Annotated in this window: 17 protein-coding genes and 1 pseudogene; 7 read left to right on the forward strand and 11 right to left on the reverse strand. The window is 72.2% G+C overall.

The genetic code is table 11. From position 1 onward, the window contains the following. Positions 1-33 precede the first annotated feature (33 nt). From PV350_RS36800 to PV350_RS36820, 5 genes are all read right to left on the reverse strand, one after another. Positions 34-957, reverse strand: a complete 924-nt coding sequence (locus PV350_RS36800) for a hypothetical protein (RefSeq protein ID WP_500337836.1) — start codon at positions 955-957, stop codon at positions 34-36. 123 nt (positions 958-1,080) lie between these two features. After that, positions 1,081-1,923, reverse strand: coding sequence for an alpha/beta fold hydrolase (locus PV350_RS36805; RefSeq protein ID WP_500337838.1), 843 nt, complete (start codon positions 1,921-1,923; stop codon positions 1,081-1,083). Further along, positions 1,920-2,516, reverse strand: coding sequence for a TetR/AcrR family transcriptional regulator (locus PV350_RS36810; protein WP_499510177.1), 597 nt, complete (start codon positions 2,514-2,516; stop codon positions 1,920-1,922). The genes PV350_RS36805 and PV350_RS36810 overlap by 4 nt, the downstream gene beginning before the upstream one ends. Positions 2,517-2,911: 395 nt before the next feature. Continuing rightward, complete coding sequence (locus PV350_RS36815) at positions 2,912-3,328, reverse strand: hypothetical protein (RefSeq protein WP_500337840.1); 417 nt, start codon at positions 3,326-3,328, stop codon at positions 2,912-2,914. 87 nt (positions 3,329-3,415) lie between these two features. After that, positions 3,416-3,907, reverse strand: a complete 492-nt coding sequence (locus PV350_RS36820) for an FBP domain-containing protein (RefSeq protein ID WP_499510175.1) — start codon at positions 3,905-3,907, stop codon at positions 3,416-3,418. Between the two features lie 60 nt (positions 3,908-3,967). Between PV350_RS36820 and PV350_RS36825 the strand changes: the two genes are divergently transcribed. After that, entirely contained in the window at positions 3,968-4,735 is a 768-nt protein-coding gene (locus PV350_RS36825; RefSeq protein ID WP_500337841.1) for a helix-turn-helix transcriptional regulator, read from the forward strand. Positions 4,736-4,838: 103 nt separating this feature from the next. Here the strand turns inward: PV350_RS36825 and PV350_RS36830 are convergent, their stop codons facing one another. Beyond that, on the reverse strand, positions 4,839-5,495 hold the full coding sequence (locus PV350_RS36830; RefSeq protein WP_499510172.1) for an FMN-dependent NADH-azoreductase: 657 nt from the start codon (positions 5,493-5,495) through the stop codon (positions 4,839-4,841). A gap of 118 nt (positions 5,496-5,613) precedes the next feature. Continuing rightward, positions 5,614-6,339, reverse strand: a complete 726-nt coding sequence (locus PV350_RS36835) for a DsbA family oxidoreductase (RefSeq protein ID WP_500337842.1) — start codon at positions 6,337-6,339, stop codon at positions 5,614-5,616. A 93-nt stretch (positions 6,340-6,432) separates the two neighbouring features. Here PV350_RS36835 and PV350_RS36840 point away from each other — a divergent pair, with 93 nt between their 5' ends. The 6 genes from PV350_RS36840 (at position 6,433) to PV350_RS36865 (ending at position 11,548) form a co-directional block, all read left to right on the forward strand. Then, positions 6,433-6,882 carry a winged helix-turn-helix transcriptional regulator gene (locus PV350_RS36840; protein ID WP_499510170.1) on the forward strand — a complete coding sequence of 150 codons (450 nt, stop codon included), beginning with the start codon at positions 6,433-6,435 and terminating at the stop codon, positions 6,880-6,882. A gap of 130 nt (positions 6,883-7,012) precedes the next feature. Next, the gene (locus PV350_RS36845; RefSeq protein WP_500337844.1) at positions 7,013-8,314 is read left to right on the forward strand and encodes an amidohydrolase family protein; all 1,302 of its coding nucleotides are present in this window, start codon (positions 7,013-7,015) and stop codon (positions 8,312-8,314) included. A gap of 58 nt (positions 8,315-8,372) precedes the next feature. Continuing rightward, positions 8,373-8,891 carry a P-loop NTPase family protein gene (locus PV350_RS36850; RefSeq protein WP_499510168.1) on the forward strand — a complete coding sequence of 173 codons (519 nt, stop codon included), beginning with the start codon at positions 8,373-8,375 and terminating at the stop codon, positions 8,889-8,891. Between the two features lie 84 nt (positions 8,892-8,975). Next, positions 8,976-9,551, forward strand: coding sequence for a TetR/AcrR family transcriptional regulator (locus PV350_RS36855; RefSeq protein WP_500337845.1), 576 nt, complete (start codon positions 8,976-8,978; stop codon positions 9,549-9,551). Positions 9,552-9,636: 85 nt separating this feature from the next. Next, positions 9,637-10,431 (forward strand): SDR family NAD(P)-dependent oxidoreductase, encoded by a 795-nt coding sequence (locus PV350_RS36860; protein ID WP_500337847.1) that lies wholly within the window; start codon positions 9,637-9,639, stop codon positions 10,429-10,431. 94 nt (positions 10,432-10,525) lie between these two features. Next, entirely contained in the window at positions 10,526-11,548 is a 1,023-nt protein-coding gene (locus PV350_RS36865; RefSeq protein ID WP_499510165.1) for a methyltransferase, read from the forward strand. 258 nt (positions 11,549-11,806) lie between these two features. Here the strand turns inward: PV350_RS36865 and PV350_RS36870 are convergent, their stop codons facing one another. The 4 genes and pseudogenes from PV350_RS36870 to PV350_RS36885 form a co-directional block, all read right to left on the reverse strand. Beyond that, positions 11,807-12,361 carry a hypothetical protein gene (locus PV350_RS36870; protein WP_499510164.1) on the reverse strand — a complete coding sequence of 185 codons (555 nt, stop codon included), beginning with the start codon at positions 12,359-12,361 and terminating at the stop codon, positions 11,807-11,809. Positions 12,362-12,591: 230 nt separating this feature from the next. Continuing rightward, a complete protein-coding gene (locus PV350_RS36875) occupies positions 12,592-12,780 on the reverse strand; it encodes a hypothetical protein (protein WP_499510163.1) in 189 nt (62 codons plus the stop codon). Between the two features lie 318 nt (positions 12,781-13,098). Next, entirely contained in the window at positions 13,099-14,256 is a 1,158-nt protein-coding gene (locus PV350_RS36880; protein ID WP_499510162.1) for an RNA polymerase sigma factor, read from the reverse strand. Next, positions 14,253-14,380 (reverse strand): annotated as a pseudogene (locus PV350_RS36885) (YciI family protein); the annotation flags it as partial. The gene PV350_RS36880 and the pseudogene PV350_RS36885, both read right to left, overlap by 4 nt.

The raw sequence follows: 14,380 nt of genomic DNA on the forward strand, positions 1-14,380 counted from the left end.
CGGGGCCCGGGGCGTGAACCTCCAGGGGTCCGGTCAGGGGCCCGGATCGTCGAGGCGTGCGGTCAGCCGGTCGGCATGGGCGGCCGCTTCGTGGGCCCGGCGACGGGCGTCGCGGGCGGCCTTGTCGGCCTCACGCACCAGTCGTCGGGCCTGGTCCTGGCTGTCGCGGGCTGCCCGTACGGCCTGCTCCGCGTCCTTGACCCGCCCGAGCAGTTCGTCGAGACGGGCCTGAGCCTGGTCGCGCTGCCGGTCCGCCGCGTCCAGGTCCTCCCGGGCGGCAGCTGCCTCGCTTTCCCGGGCCTCGGCTTCCTGCTCCGCCCGGCGGGCTTGCTGTCGGGCCTGCTCGGCATCCTCGCGTCGGCGCTGTCGCTCCGCCTCGCGGCGGGCCCGCGCCGTGTCCTCGGCGGTTCGTCGTGCCGGCTTCGGTGTGCGGTGCGTGGCCTGGGCGGCGGTGGTGGCCTGGCCGGTGATGTCCACGGTCGCCGACAGTGGCTTGGTCAGGCGGCCCTCCGCGAACGCCGCGCCGGCGTCGGGGTCGGCGAGTGCGGCGTGCAGGGTCTCCTCCACTTCCTGCACGGCTTGGCCGGCGAGGGGCTGTCCGGCCTCCGCGGCCAGTTGTGCGGCTTGCCGGGACAGTGCCTGCACGAGCTCCCGCTGTTGCCGGTTGAGCCGGCGGAGTTGTCCTCCGTCCAGGCTGCGGTGGGCCTGCCGCAGCGCTTCGCCGAGTCGGAGGAGCGGCCCGATCTCGTCCCGGCGTTCGCGGGCCAGCAGATTGGCGGCCCAGGCCGAGGTGGTGGGCTTGCGCAGGGCCGCGATCCGGTCGGCGAGGGGCCGGTCGCCGGCCTTCTTGGCGGCCTGCGCGTGTGCGTTGCGGGAGGCGGTGAACCGCGCGGGCGGCAGCCGGTACAGCTCGTCGGCGACCGAGTCGAGGCCGGCGGGAGCGTCCTTGCCTGCCACGGTGCACCACCTGCCCGGCCGTCGGCCCCGCACGGGGCGCGCCGGGGACCGTTGCCGCCCATCGAACAACCGCCCCGGCCGCCCCGCAGCCGCACCGCACCCAATCGGGTCGGGGACGCGGGTCTACCGGGTGCCGAGGGCCGCGCGGAGGTGCTCGCCGAACTCGGTGGGGTGGGTCGTCAGGCCGATGTGGCTGCCGGGGAAGTACCGGAGTTCCGTGCGGAGGCGCTCGGCCAGGGACGCCGCCGCGCGGTGGGGGAGTTCGCCCCGCGAGTCCTGGCCGGCGGCGAGCACGATCCGGTCCGACAGCGCCTTGAGGCGGTCGGTGTCGGGGGCGTAGGACATGAAGGCGGGCACGATGCGGCCGACGAAGAGGGGCAGGTTGCCCATGGTCCGCTCGACCCGCGCCGCCGCTCGTGGCGGAAGCTTGATCCCGGGCTTCGGGTCGGTGGTGTCGTCGTCCTTCTTCATGCCCTCGGCGAACGCGGCCATCGCCGGCTTGAGGCCCTGGGTGCGGAAGGTGTCCTGCACGCGGGCGACGAGTGCGCGGTGTTCGGGGGCGTCGGGGAGGACGTCCACGACCGGCGGTTCGTGCGCCACGAGGCGTGCGACGCGTTCGGGGTGGGTGGTGAGCAGATGGAGGGCGGTGATCGCGCCCGAGCTGGCGCCGAAGACGCGGGCGGGTTCGTGGGGCGAGAGCAGGTCGAGGAGGCGGAGCGCGTCGTCGGCGTGTTCGGCCACGTGCTGTTCGGCGTCGGTGTCGTCGAGGGTGCTGCGGGACATGCCGCGCGGGTCGTAGGTCGCGACCGTGTACGCGGTGGCCAGGTCGTCGGCGATGTCGTCGAAGGTCGCGGCGCCGCCGGTTCCTCCCGGGATCAGGAGCAGGAGGGGGCCCCGGCCGCGCACTTCGTAGTTCAGGGTCGCGCCGTTCACGGGCAGGCTGCCGGTGGTGGGGTCGGTCGTCATGGGGCTGCTTCTCCTTCTCGGGACGGGGGCCAGTGCTCCAGGAGGTGGTGCAGGGCGTCGAGGGCGCGGAGCCAGGACTGCTGCGGTGAGCGCCGGTGGGCGAAGCCGCCGGCGGCCTCCAGGGCGACGAACCCGTGGAAGGTGCTGCGCAGCAGCCGTACGGCGTCGGTGAGGTCCGGCTCGGCGAGTCCGTAGGCGCGGAGCATGCCGTAGGTCAGCTCGACGGCGCGCCGTGGTCCGGGGGCTTTGGCGGCCAGTTCGGGGTCGATCTGCAGGGGGGTCTGCGTCGCGGTGTAGCGGCCGGGGTGCTGGTGGGCGTACTCGCGCCAGGCGTTGGCGAACGCGACGAGGGCGTCCTTGCCGGCCCGCCCCGCGGTGGCCTCGGCGATGCGGATGGTCTTCTCGTCGGCGGCCAGGAGCGCGATCCGTCCACGCAGGTCCTCAAGGTTGCGGACGTGCGTGTAGAGGCTGGCGTCCCTGACGCCGAGCCGCCGGGCGACCTGCGACATGGTCACGTGGTCGAGTCCGACCTCGTCCGCCAGTTCGGCGCCCGCGACCGTCACCCGTTCCGCCGTCAGTCCGGCTCGCACCATGGACCCTCCCGCTCTTTCCTAGGGGCCCTCACTTTAACCTAGGGGTCCTAGGGTGCGCGAAGGGTTATCCGTGCGGGGGTGGTTGAGGAGCGGGTGGGGTGTGCCGAGGCCGACGGCAGCGGCGCGGCGGGCCTGGCGCACTCATCGCATGCCGAGCAGCTTCCCGGAGCGGCGGCACGCGTTCTCCACCCCGAGGCGGTGCGGGCGGGGTCCTTGCGCAACGCCCTTCGGGCGGTGGAGGGCGGCGCGGGCCACGGGCCGACGGTCGAGTCGGCCTGCCTGGCGACATCGGTCCCTGACGTGTGTGGTGTCCCGGGTGGTCGACCCCGCACCTTCGCGGAAGGCGGGGGGACGGTGCCGCCGGCGACGTCAGCCGTTGTCCCGTTCGGCCGTGGTCAGGTCCTCGGCGAGGCGCCAGCCGTCCCCTGTGGGCTCGAACACGAAGAGGTGAGGAACACGAAGAGGTGAGTGCTCACCCAGGGGACATCGGCCCTGTGGGTCTTGCCGAACCGGTCGGTGGCGTACGGCCTCGTGGACTCGTCGACCCACACCTTGGCCCGGTCGCCGTCCATCTCGACCTGCTGGATGTAGGCGGTGGAGATGGCTCCGTCCCACATCACGTCCGCCTGCGGTTCGTCCCTCCGCCAATACGCGGTGGGGAGGTCGGCGTTGTGCTGGAAGACCTTTTGAGCCGCTCGCTCAAGCGACGCACGCTCCGCCGCTTCGACGTGGCGGTGCACCGCCAGCGTGGCCGGCACGGCGGCGACGAGTGCTGCCGCCGCTGCCAGGACCAGTGCGTGCTTCTTGTGCATGGTGCCCCCACCCCGAGCCGCGTGATCTTGCGGGAGCGTAACCGATCGTCGCAGGTCAGCGATAGTCGGCTGATACCCCCGCGTCGTTCACATGGTGACCTTGGCGATGAACGCGGCGAGGTTCGCGACGGTCCGCTGGATCTTCTCCTCCAGGGTGAGCGTCTCGTGGAGCCGCGCGCCGATGCCCGCGTCCTTCATGCCCCGCACGTACAGCGGGCAGGCGAGGTCGCTGCACATGTAGGCGCCCACGGTGTTGCCCTGCTGCCCGGCCTTCCCGGCCTTCGCGGCGACCATGAGTGAGACGCCCCCGGAGTGGGTGGTCAGGCACATCGAGCACATGCTGAGCCGCGCCTGCCAGGAAGCCGGGCCCGAGGTGCGCAGGGCGAGGGCCACCGTGCGGCCTTCCAGCTCGGTGGCGAGGTAGGAGCGGTCGGGGGCCTGGGGGTCCCGCCAGCCGAGGAAGTCCAGGTCGTCCCAGGGCTGCTCGGCCAGGTCACGGGGGACGAACAGGCGCTTGGCCTCGCCCTTGGTGCAGTTCACGAACGCGCTACGGATCTCTTGCTCGGTCAACGGCTTCATGAGCGGCAGGCTAGTTTGCCTAAAATGATTAGGCAAATCCTTAATTGTCATCGCTGGACGGTGAGGAGGCTTTGGTTCCGGCGCCCCCGCCGCAGGGAAGGCGGCGGGGGCGCGGGAGGGGTCACCGGCCTGAGCCCGGACTACTACAGCCGGCTCGAACAGGGACGCCAGGCCAACATCTCCGACGAGGTGCTCGACGCGCTGGCCCGGGCGCTGCGCCTGGACGAGGTCGAGCACGCGCATCTGCGCGACCTCGCCGCACCCACCGTGCGGCGGCGCGCCGCGACCCCGCAGTCGGTGCAGCGCCCCGATCCCGGGCTGCTGCGGCTGATGCGCACGCTCGACCACGTCCCGGTACTGCTGCTCGGCCACCGCGGCGAAGTGCTGGCCCGCAACGCGCTGCTCGTGGAGGTGCTGGGCCGTCCGCTGGAGCCGGGGACGTCGTTCGTCCGCTACATGTTCCAGGACCCGGTCGCCCGCGAACGGATCGTGAACTGGCAGGACTTCGCCTCGGCCACCGTCGCCACGATGCGCCGGGAGACCGCCCGCCGCCCGCACGACAACCGCCTCACCGCGCTCGTCGACGAGTTGCGCACCACCGACGCCGACGTCGCCCGCTGGTGGGACGACCACGCCGTCCGTGACTACGCGTCGGTGAGCAAGCGCGTCCAGCACCCCACGGCGGGCCCGATGACCTTCGACATCGAGATCGTCCGCGCGCCCCACGAGCCCGACCAGCGCCTCGTCGTCTACACCGCAGAACCCGACTCCTCCACCGCCCGCGTCCTGCCGCTCCTGGCCAGCTGGAACGCCGCGCCGCAGCTCTGACCGGGCCGCCTCGTTCCGGGAGCACGACCAGCCCGCCGACCTCGCCGAGCGGCCCGAGGCAGGCCTGTGAGGGGCCTGGCGGCGCTCAAGGAGGTCGTGCCGGTCAGATGGCCGACCGGCTGGCGGTGAGCGCGGCGACCTCCACCGCCTGACGGCGCGCCCGCGCGTGCGCATCCTCCAGTGAGGCGCGGTGCTCGGGGAGCAGGTGCCCGAGCGACGGCACCGTGGGCGCATACGTCAGTTCGGGCGTGATGGAGCGGACGTCCAGGGCCATCAGCCGCGGATCGCCGAGGATGGTCTCCAGCGCGGGGATCAGGAAGTCCTTGCCGTGCTGGGGCGCGCCGGGACCGTAGCCGCCGCCCCGGGCGGAGACAAGGACGGCGGGGCGGCCGGTGGTGGGAGCGGGGCCGGGCAGCCCGATCGTCCTGCCGACGATCATGATGTGGTCCAGCCATGCCTTGAAGACCGACGGCATCGCGTAGTTGTAGAGCGGTACGGCGAAGAGGTAGGCGTCGGCGCCCAGGAACTCCTCCACCAGTTCGTCCTGGAGCAGAGCGGCGGCCTTCTGCTCGGGGGTGTGCTCGTCGGCGGGGGTCGTACGGGCCTGGATGCCGGCCGCGTCCAGGTGGCCGACGGGGTCGCGCGCGAGGTCGCGGCGGACGACGTCGCCGGCCCAGGCGGAGGTGAAGGAATCGGCGACCCGGCGGGAGACGGAGGCGTCGCCGGAGGCCGAGGCGTCGATGCGCAGCAGGTAGGACATGGTGGTGGCTCTTTCGCTGTGGTGCGGGTGTGCGGGTGTGGTGGTGGTCCGCCGGCCGGGTTCCGGCGCGCGGGCATGAGCGGGCCCCGGTGAGGGCGTGGCGTTCGAGGCCGTGTCGTCAGGGCGCGGGAGGCCGGGGGACCGCACAGCCGTCCGGGCCGCAGGCGGCCGCGCCCTCTGCGCCGAGGATCCGCAGCGGCCGGGGCTCGGGGTGCGCCGCCTCCCAGGCCCTGGTCATCGCGGCCAGGAGCTCGTCGACGCCGACGGCGCCGGGGATCGCGTACGTGCCGTCGAGGACCATGAACGGCATCCCGCGTGCCCCCAGGCGCTCGGCCTCGCGCTGGTCGGCGTCCACCCGGGCCCGGTAGCGCCGGTCGCGCAGCGCCTCCGCGGCTTCCGTGCGGTCGAGGCCGGCCTCGGTGGCGAAGTCGAGGACCTGCTCGCGGGTCCACAGCTCGCGCGCCTGCCCGAAGTGGGCGCGGAACATCGCCGTCCACACCTCGCCGCCGCGCCCCTGGTCGGTGGCGAGGGCGAGGAGTTCGTGCGCGTAGTCGGTCGGCCCCAGCGTCCGCTCCAGCGCGTGGTACGGGTCCAGCCCCTCGTCCCGGGCGGCGCGCTCGATCGGCGCGAAGATCTGCTCGCCCCTGGACACGGAGATCCCGTGCTTCTCCAGGAGCCGCCGTTGCGTGATGCCCTCGCGGGGCAGGTCGGGGTGGAGCTGGAACGAGCGGTGGACGATCCGCACCTCTCCGGCGTGCTCGAAACGCTCCAGCGCCAGCCGCAGCCGGTTGTCCGCCAGTCCGCAGTACGGGCAGACGATGTCGGACCAGAAGTCGATCTGCATGGTGGGCCCCTCTCGAAACTCACTTTCTGTTCGTAGCCTCACTCTGCATTAGTGTGAGAAGCGATACAAAAGGCACATTGATGTGCGTGGATCGTGGGAGAGGCGGCGGACGTGGGCACCGGCAGCGAGATGCGGCAGGGACGCACCAACGTGCGGGCGAGCGTGCGGCGCGTCCCCGGCCCGTGCGCGCACTGGGGCGACGGGGACGCGGACCTCATCCGCGAGATCCTCGACATGGTCGGCGACAAGTGGAGCGTGCTGATCATCGGCACCCTCTCCGACGGACCCGTGCGCTACTCCGACCTCGCGCACGCCATCCCCGGCATCTCCCAGCGGATGCTCACCCTCACGCTCAAGCAGCTCCAGCGCAGCGGCCTGGTCGACCGGACCGCGTACGCCGAGGTGCCGCCGCGCGTCGAGTACTCCCTGACCGGGCTCGGCACCTCCCTGCTGTCCACCGTGCTGGAGCTGGCGGCCTGGTCGGCCGACCGGCACGCGGAGATCCGCCGCAACCAGCAGACCTACGACGAGCGGTCCGGGTAGGACCTGTCCGGCCGACCATGTCCGGAGCCGGGTGACGAGGGCCGCCGGCGCGGGTGCGATGCTTGGCGCCATCGGTCAGGGGCGGCTGCCCCGCCCTGACCACCAAGCGCATCCGTTCGGGAGGGGCCTCGTGACCGAAGCGACGGCGATCGTCAACGCGAGGGTCTTCGACGGCACCCGGCTGCGGGACTGGACGTCGGTCCGGTTCGCCGACGGCGTCATCACCGACTGCGCCACCGGTCCCACCGCCCGGGACGGCGACGTGGTGGTCGACGCGGAGGGTGGCACCCTCCTGCCGGGGCTGATCGACTCGCACATCCACCTGGTGCCCGGCGCTCTGGCGCAGGGGCTCACCTTCGGTGTGACCACCGCACTGGACATGTTCAGCCAGGCCGACGTGATGGCGGTGGCCAAGCAACAGGCCGCCGCTCGGCCGGACGTGGCCGACGTGCGTTCCGCGGGGATCGGTGCCACCGCTCCTGGCGGGCATCCCTCGGCGATGTACGCCCCGTTCCCGACCTTGACGGGACCGGAGCAGGCCGAGCAGTTCGTCGCGGACCGCGTCGCCGAAGGCTCGGACCATGTGAAGGTCTTCGGCCCGTCGGGCACCGCGGGTCCACGGACGATGCCGTCTTTGGACCTGGCCACGATCACCGCGTTGGCCAAGGCAGCGCATCGCCGCGGACTCGTGGTCGTCGCGCACATCCACTCCGTGGCCGGCATGGGCGAGGTCGTGTCCGCGGGCGTCGACGTCATCGCGCACGTGCCCGTGGACGGCGAACTGGACGGAGCCCTGGCCGAGCGTATCGCCGAGGCCGGAATCGCGGTCGGCCCGACGCTGGCAACCATCGAGAACGTCCTGGGCGAACCAGGCGGGGCCGCCGTGGCCGCCGACCCCCGACTCGCCGCGGCGCTCGGGGACGCGCAGGCGCGGCGGCTGACCTCTGGCGCATCGGGGCGGCACGGGCGAGCGATGCCGTCCTATTCCCGTGCTGAGGAGAACGTCGGCCGCCTGGTCGACGCGGGCGTCACGGTCCTGGCCGGCACCGACGCCCCGAACCCGGGGACCGTGTTCGGGGCAAGTCTGCACCGGGAGCTGGAGTTGCTCGGCCGCTGCGGCATGACACCTGCTCAGGCGCTGAACGCCGCGACCGCCGCTCCGGCACGAGTGTTCGGCCTCGCCGACCGCGGGCAGGTCGCGCCCGGTCGGCGCGCGGACCTCATGCTCGTGTCCGGCGACCCGTTGACCGACATCACCGCGACCCGGGCCATCGAACGGATCTGGCGGGCAGGCGTCCTGTGTGACCGACGTGCGTTCGTCGCCGACGCGGCCGAGACGGAAGAACTCGACGCCTTCGACGCCCGGGTCGCCAAGGTCGTGGCGGCCGTCCGCGATCGCCGGTACGGCTTCGATCCGAACAAGGCCGGCTGACCCGTCACGGGCATCCGCCACCGCCGCACCGCGGCGGCCGGGGGTAGGGTGCACGGTCGTGGAACGGATCTTGGTGGTGGGCGCCACGGGCGCGGGCAAGTCCACGCTCGCCCGTGCGGTGGGCGGTCGACTGGGCCTGCCGTACCACGAGATGGACGCGCTGTACTTCAACGGCCCCGACTGGGCGGTGAACGGCGCGTTCGCCGAGGACGTGGCGGGGTTCGCCGCCGGGCCCCGCTGGGTGGTCGACTCCCTCGGCTACCCGGACGTTCGTGACCTGCTGTGGGGGCGGGCCGACACCGTGGTGTGGCTGGACTACCCCAGGCGCGTCATCATGCCGCGCGTCCTGCGCCGGTCCGTGCGGCGCACCGTCACGCGCGAGGCGATCTTCGGGGGCAACAGGGAAACCCTGACCGGCTGGCTGAGCCGGGAGCATCCTGCCTGGTGGTCCTGGTCCCAGCACGTGGGCCGTCGCCTGGAGATCGAGCGCCGCGCCGGCGATCCCCGCTTCGCACCGCTGGACATCCTCCGCTTCGGCCACCCCGACGAGACCGCGGCCTGGCTGGCATCCCTCTGAGCCCGGCGAGGACCGCGGCGGGCGGGACGGCCCCCGGAACGCTTACTTTATTGAACAATCCAGAATCGTGCTAGGCTTCCGGGCATGGGACGGATCAGGGAGTTCGGCGTCGACCAAGCGGTCGACCGCGCGATGGACCTGTTCTGGCGTCGCGGCTACGCCGAGACCTCCCTGCAGGACCTCCTCGACGAGCTGTCGATCGGAAGCGGCAGCTTCTACGCGGCTTTCGGCTCGAAGGAGCAGCTCTACCTCCGCGCCCTCGAGCGTTACTCCGCCCTCCAGGCGGACGACCTCGTGAAGATCCTCGAGCACGCGACCGAGATCCGGTCGGCGGTGCGACAGGTCCTCGTCGCCATGATCGAGGCGGATCTGACCGATCCGTTGCGGGGGTGCCTCGTCGTCAACGCCGCCACCGAGTGCGGCGGCCGGCCCCCGGCGGCCGAACGTGTCGTCGCGGCGATGCGGCAGGTCGAGTCGTCCCTGGCGGGAGCCCTGGAGCGGGCCAGGTCACGGGGGGAGCTGGCGCCGGACAAGGACCCGGTCGAGCTGGCCCGCTTCCTGACCACCTTCGTCCAGGGCCTGCCGGTCGTCGGCCGGGCGCGTCTTGGGCGGTCCTTCGTCGAGGACGCCCTCGCGGTGGCGATGCGCGCCCTCGGCTGACCGCGGGCGGGCTCTGATGCACACCGTGTGGGCCGGGCTTCCGTTTGCCGTAATTCTGTATTGATCACTCCATAAAGGATTCCTCATGGAACTGCACCTCAAGAACAAGGTCGCCGTCGTCACCGGAGCCAGCAAGGGCATCGGTCTGGCCGTCGTCGAGGCGATGGCCCGCGAAGGCGTCCGCGTCGTCGCCGGCAGCCGCAACTCGACGCCCGAACTCGACGCGCTGGCGACCGCCTACGACGTCACGATCGTGCCCGTCGACCTGGCGGCACCGGAGGGCGCGCAGACCCTGGTCCGCAGCGCGGTGGAGCGCCACCAGCGGATCGACATCCTCGTCAACAACGTCGGTGCCGCAGAACCGCGTAGTGGGTTCCTCGACGTCACCGACGCCGAATGGCGGCGGATCTTCGACCTGACCTTCTTCAGCGCCGTCCGCGCCAGCCGCGCCGCGCTCCCGCACCTGGCCGAGGCCGAAGGTGCGGCGATCGTCAACATCAGCTCCATCAACGCCCGCACGCCCTTCCCGATGGTCGTGGACTACTCCGCCGCCAAGGCCGCGCTGACCAACCTGAGCAAGTCGCTGTCCGAGGAGTTCGCACCGAAGGGCATCCGCGTCAACGCGATCTCCCCCGGCCCGGTGCGCACCCCGTTCTGGACGGCCCCCGGCGCTTTCGCCGACGCCACCGCCGCGGCCGCCGGCACCACGGCGCAGGAGGCCCTGGACGTCGTGGTGCCCCAGAGCATGGGCATCACCTCGGGCCGGATCACCGAGCCGCAGGAGGTGGCCGACCTCACCGTCTTCCTGGCCTCGCCGGTGGCGGGCAACATCAACGGGGCCGAGGTGCTCATCGACGGCGGCCAGATCAAGACGCTCTGAACGCGGCGCACGGCCCGTCCCGCCCGGGGCGGCGGTGCGAGACCGCGACGAGCGACCGACCTGAGAATCCGTTGTCGAGTGAGTGGAGATACATGTGACCGTCGACGAATCGATCACCCCCGAGCCGATCCTTCAGCTGGGTCTGGGGTTCATGGCCTCGAAGACACTGCTGAGCGCGGTGGAGCTGGAGCTGTTCACCGTCCTGGCCCGGGGCGGTCGCGATCGCGCGTCCCTCGCCGCCGAAGTGGGCCTCCACCCCAGGTCCTCCGCGGACTTCCTCGACGCCCTGGTGTCGCTGGGCCTGCTGGACCGTGACGACGACGGCGTCTACCGCAACAGCCCCGCGTCCGAGGTCTTCCTGGACCAGACCAAGCCCTCCTACATCGGCGGCATCCTGGAGATGGCCAACACCCGTCTCTTCGGCTTCTGGGACAACCTCACCGATGCCCTGCGAACCGGCACCCAGCAGAACGAAGTCACGCACACCGGAGCCCCCTTCTTCGCCACGCTGAGCCAAGACCCCGTCGCGTGGCGCAACTTCCTCAACGGCATGAACGGTGTCAGCACCCCCCTCGCCGGGGCACTCGCCGCCGACTTCGACTGGACCGGCCGCCGGCACGTGGTCGACCTCGGCGGCGCCCTGGGGGCCGTACCCGCGGCAGTGCTGCGAGCCCACCCCGAGATGACCGGAACCGTCTTCGAACTTCCCCCGGTTCGACCGGTCTTCGAGGAATTCGCCGCCGCGCACGGCCTGACCGACCGCCTGTCCTTCCACAGCGGCGACTTCTTCTCCGACCCCCTTCCCCCGGCCGACGTCTACGTCATGGGGCAGATCCTCCACGACTGGAATGCCGGGCAGCGGCAGTTCCTGCTCCGCAAGGCCCATGACGCCCTGCCCGTCGGCGGCACGCTCATCGTCTACGACGCCATGATCGACGACGACCGGCGGCACAACACCTACGGGTTCATGGTGTCCCTGAACATGCTCATCGACACGGAAGGCGGCTCCGAGTACACCGTCGCCGATGCGACCCGCCTGCTGGCGGCGGCAGGCTTCTCCACGACGGAGGCCCGTCCTCTCATCGGCGGCTACACGGCCGTCTACGCCACCAAGTAGCCGGTGGGCGATCGTCGGTTCACCGTCGCACTCCAGCCATCACCGGTGGCGATGTACAAGGCCCCCCGGTGCAGGTCGAGGTCGGCGGCGGCCCTCGACACCTCGAGGACGCCGTCGGACCCTCGGCCGCCGTGGGGCGGCGCGGCCCGTGGGCGGCCATGAACCGCAGCGGGTGGACGCAGATCAGACCGTGAGAGCCCGGTACTCACTCCAGGCGGCCTCGCCGGGGGCCCGGTTGTCGTGCGGGCCGGGGATCCCTCACCCCTTCAGGGTCCTCCGCCGTTCCACTTCCTCGACGGAGACCGGTGCCTGGACCTTGTACACGTCGCCGACCCGCAGATTGTCGGGCGTGCTGTACCTGCCGTAGGTCCCGATGACCGAGACGGCCACATGGGAACGGGGCTGCCAGAAAGTGCGGAAGTACGGGGCGTTCGCCGGGATTTCGGGGACCTCCAGCAGGGGGACACCACGCCGGTCCAGCAGGCGTCGAAGCTTGTCGAAGCGAAGCCTGGGAGTGAACCTGCCGTATCTGGCGCGCATTTCGGCGTTGACCAGCGTGCGATCGCGGAACGCCAGCCGGTGCACCTGCAGGCTGAAGTGGTGCCCCGACCAGGGGTGGTCGGCCGCACCGCGGTGCCAGTAGAACTCGACGAGGCCGTAGTCACGGCACATGCTGAGGGAGCCGAAGGCGTTCTCGGCGAAATCCGGGCCGAGGAACTCGGTCACGCGGTCGGGAGAATCCGCGGGGTCCACGCCGAGCACGGTGCCGGTGGTGATGACGTCCATGTAGAACGCCAGGGAGTACGGCGTCACAGGCTGATCCCCGATGCGGTGTGTCCGGCGTGACGTGGGGAGACCCTACTCCACCACGGCCGCCCCACCACCGGGGGCCGGAAGTGACGAACGGGTCCTCGCCGCGATGGAGCGGCGGGGACCCGCGGATGGCGATGAGACCTCGACAGGTCAGCGGGTGGTACCGCCGGCCTGGAGAAGACGCATTGCGTGTGGGGTGGCGGCCGCGCTGTCAGCTGCGGGAGCCGCCGTCAGTCACCGTAGTCGCCGCCGTCGTCACCGTCGTCGCCCCCGCCGTCGTCGCCACCGCCGCCGTCGTCGGCGACCACGGAGACCGTGCTCTGAGGGTGGTCGGCCGCGACGGCGGCCGACGTCGAGCCTGCCGCTCCGGCCAGTGCGGCGGCGGCAGCCACGGTGGCGATCAGTGTCTTGCGCCTCATGATGGCGTGTCCTTCCGTGCATTCGGTAGGTGCCACGGTCGCCCGGCGCGAGAACAACGCTGAGGTACTGAAGAGACCATCAATACCGCCCGGAACGAGCCGGCACACCGGCCCCCGGCCTACGAGGGCCTCCGGGCTCCCGTGGATGGATCGGCCACGGCCCATCGCGGGCAGCGGCCTGCAGCCACAGCCCCGTCCCGAGGGCCCATTCGGCACGTGCGGAAACGGGGCCTATCTCCAGAGTGCGCCCATGTCGGCCGAGATTCATCCCGGCACCGGTCTCCGGGCCGCAGCACCGGCTACCGCTTCCCCACACCGTCAGCCACCACGGCGGGAGTTGAGGCGGGCGGCCTGGCGTGTCAGATGGTCGCGCTCGGCGAGGTTGGGTGCCCTGCGGGCCGCTTCGGCGTACAGCCGTGCCGCCGTCGTCAGGTCGCCGTCGCGCTCGTGGAGGTAGGCCGCCACCGCGGTGTACCGGGGAAGCGAGTCGTCCAGCGCCGCGAGCGCCGCCAGCCCGGCGCGCGGTCCGTCGGCCTCGCCGACGGCGACCGCGCGGTTGAGGCGGACGACCGGGCTGTCGGTCAGGAGTGTCAGCTCGTCGTACCACTCGACGATCTGCACCCAGTCGGTCTCCTCGGCGGTGGGTGCGTCGGCGTGCAGTGCCGCGATGGCGGCCTGCGCCTGGAACTCGCCGAGCCGGTCGCGGGCGAGTGCCGCCTGCAGGATCCCGACGCCCTCGGCGATGGCCCTGGTGTCCCACCGGCCGCGGTCCTGTGCGGCGAGCGGGACCAGGCTGCCGTCGGGCGCGGTCCGGGCGGCCCGCCGGGCGTGGTGGAGCAGCATGAGGGCGAGCAGCCCCGCCACCTCGGGGTGGTCGATCGCTGCCGCGAGCTGCCGGGTGAGGCGGATGGCCTCGGCGGCGAGGTCGACGTCGCCGGAGTAGCCCTCGTTGAAGACCAGGTAGAGGACGCGCAGCACGGTGGCGACGTCGCCGGGCTGGTCGAACCGCACGCTGGAGACGGTGCGTTTGGCCCGGCTGATGCGCTGCGCCATGGTCGCCTCGGGCACCAGGTACGCCTGGGCGATCTGCCGGGTCGTCAGCCCGCCCACGGCGCGCAGCGTGAGCGCGACCGCCGACGAGGGCGTCAGTGACGGGTGGGCGCACAGGAAGTACAGCTGGAGCGTGTCGTCGGCCGCGGGCGTGGGCCCGGGGTCCGGTTCCCGGTCGACGAGGTCCTCACGGCGGCGGCGGGCGGTGTCCGCCCGCGTCGCGTCCAGGAACCGGCGCCAGGCCACGGTGACCAGCCAGCCCTTGGGGTCCCTGGGCGGGTCGGCCGGCCAGACGCGGACGGCCTCGACCAGCGCGTCCTGGACGGCGTCCTCGGCCGCCGCGAAGTCGGCTCCGCGGCGGACGAGGACGGCGAGGACGCCCGGCGTGAGGCTGCGGAGCCGGGCCTCGTCGATGGGGGTGGTCATTCGGTGATGGTGGGCGGGGCGGCGAGGAAGGGGCGGAGTTCGAGCCATTCGTGGATGGGCTTGCCGCCGGCGCCGGGGGCGGCGGAGAGCTCTCCGGCGAGTTCGACGGCGCGGTCGTAGGTGT

Origin of the sequence: Streptomyces sp. PA03-6a, from assembly GCF_033792765.1 — a bacterium.
Lineage (GTDB): Bacteria > Actinomycetota > Actinomycetes > Streptomycetales > Streptomycetaceae > Actinacidiphila.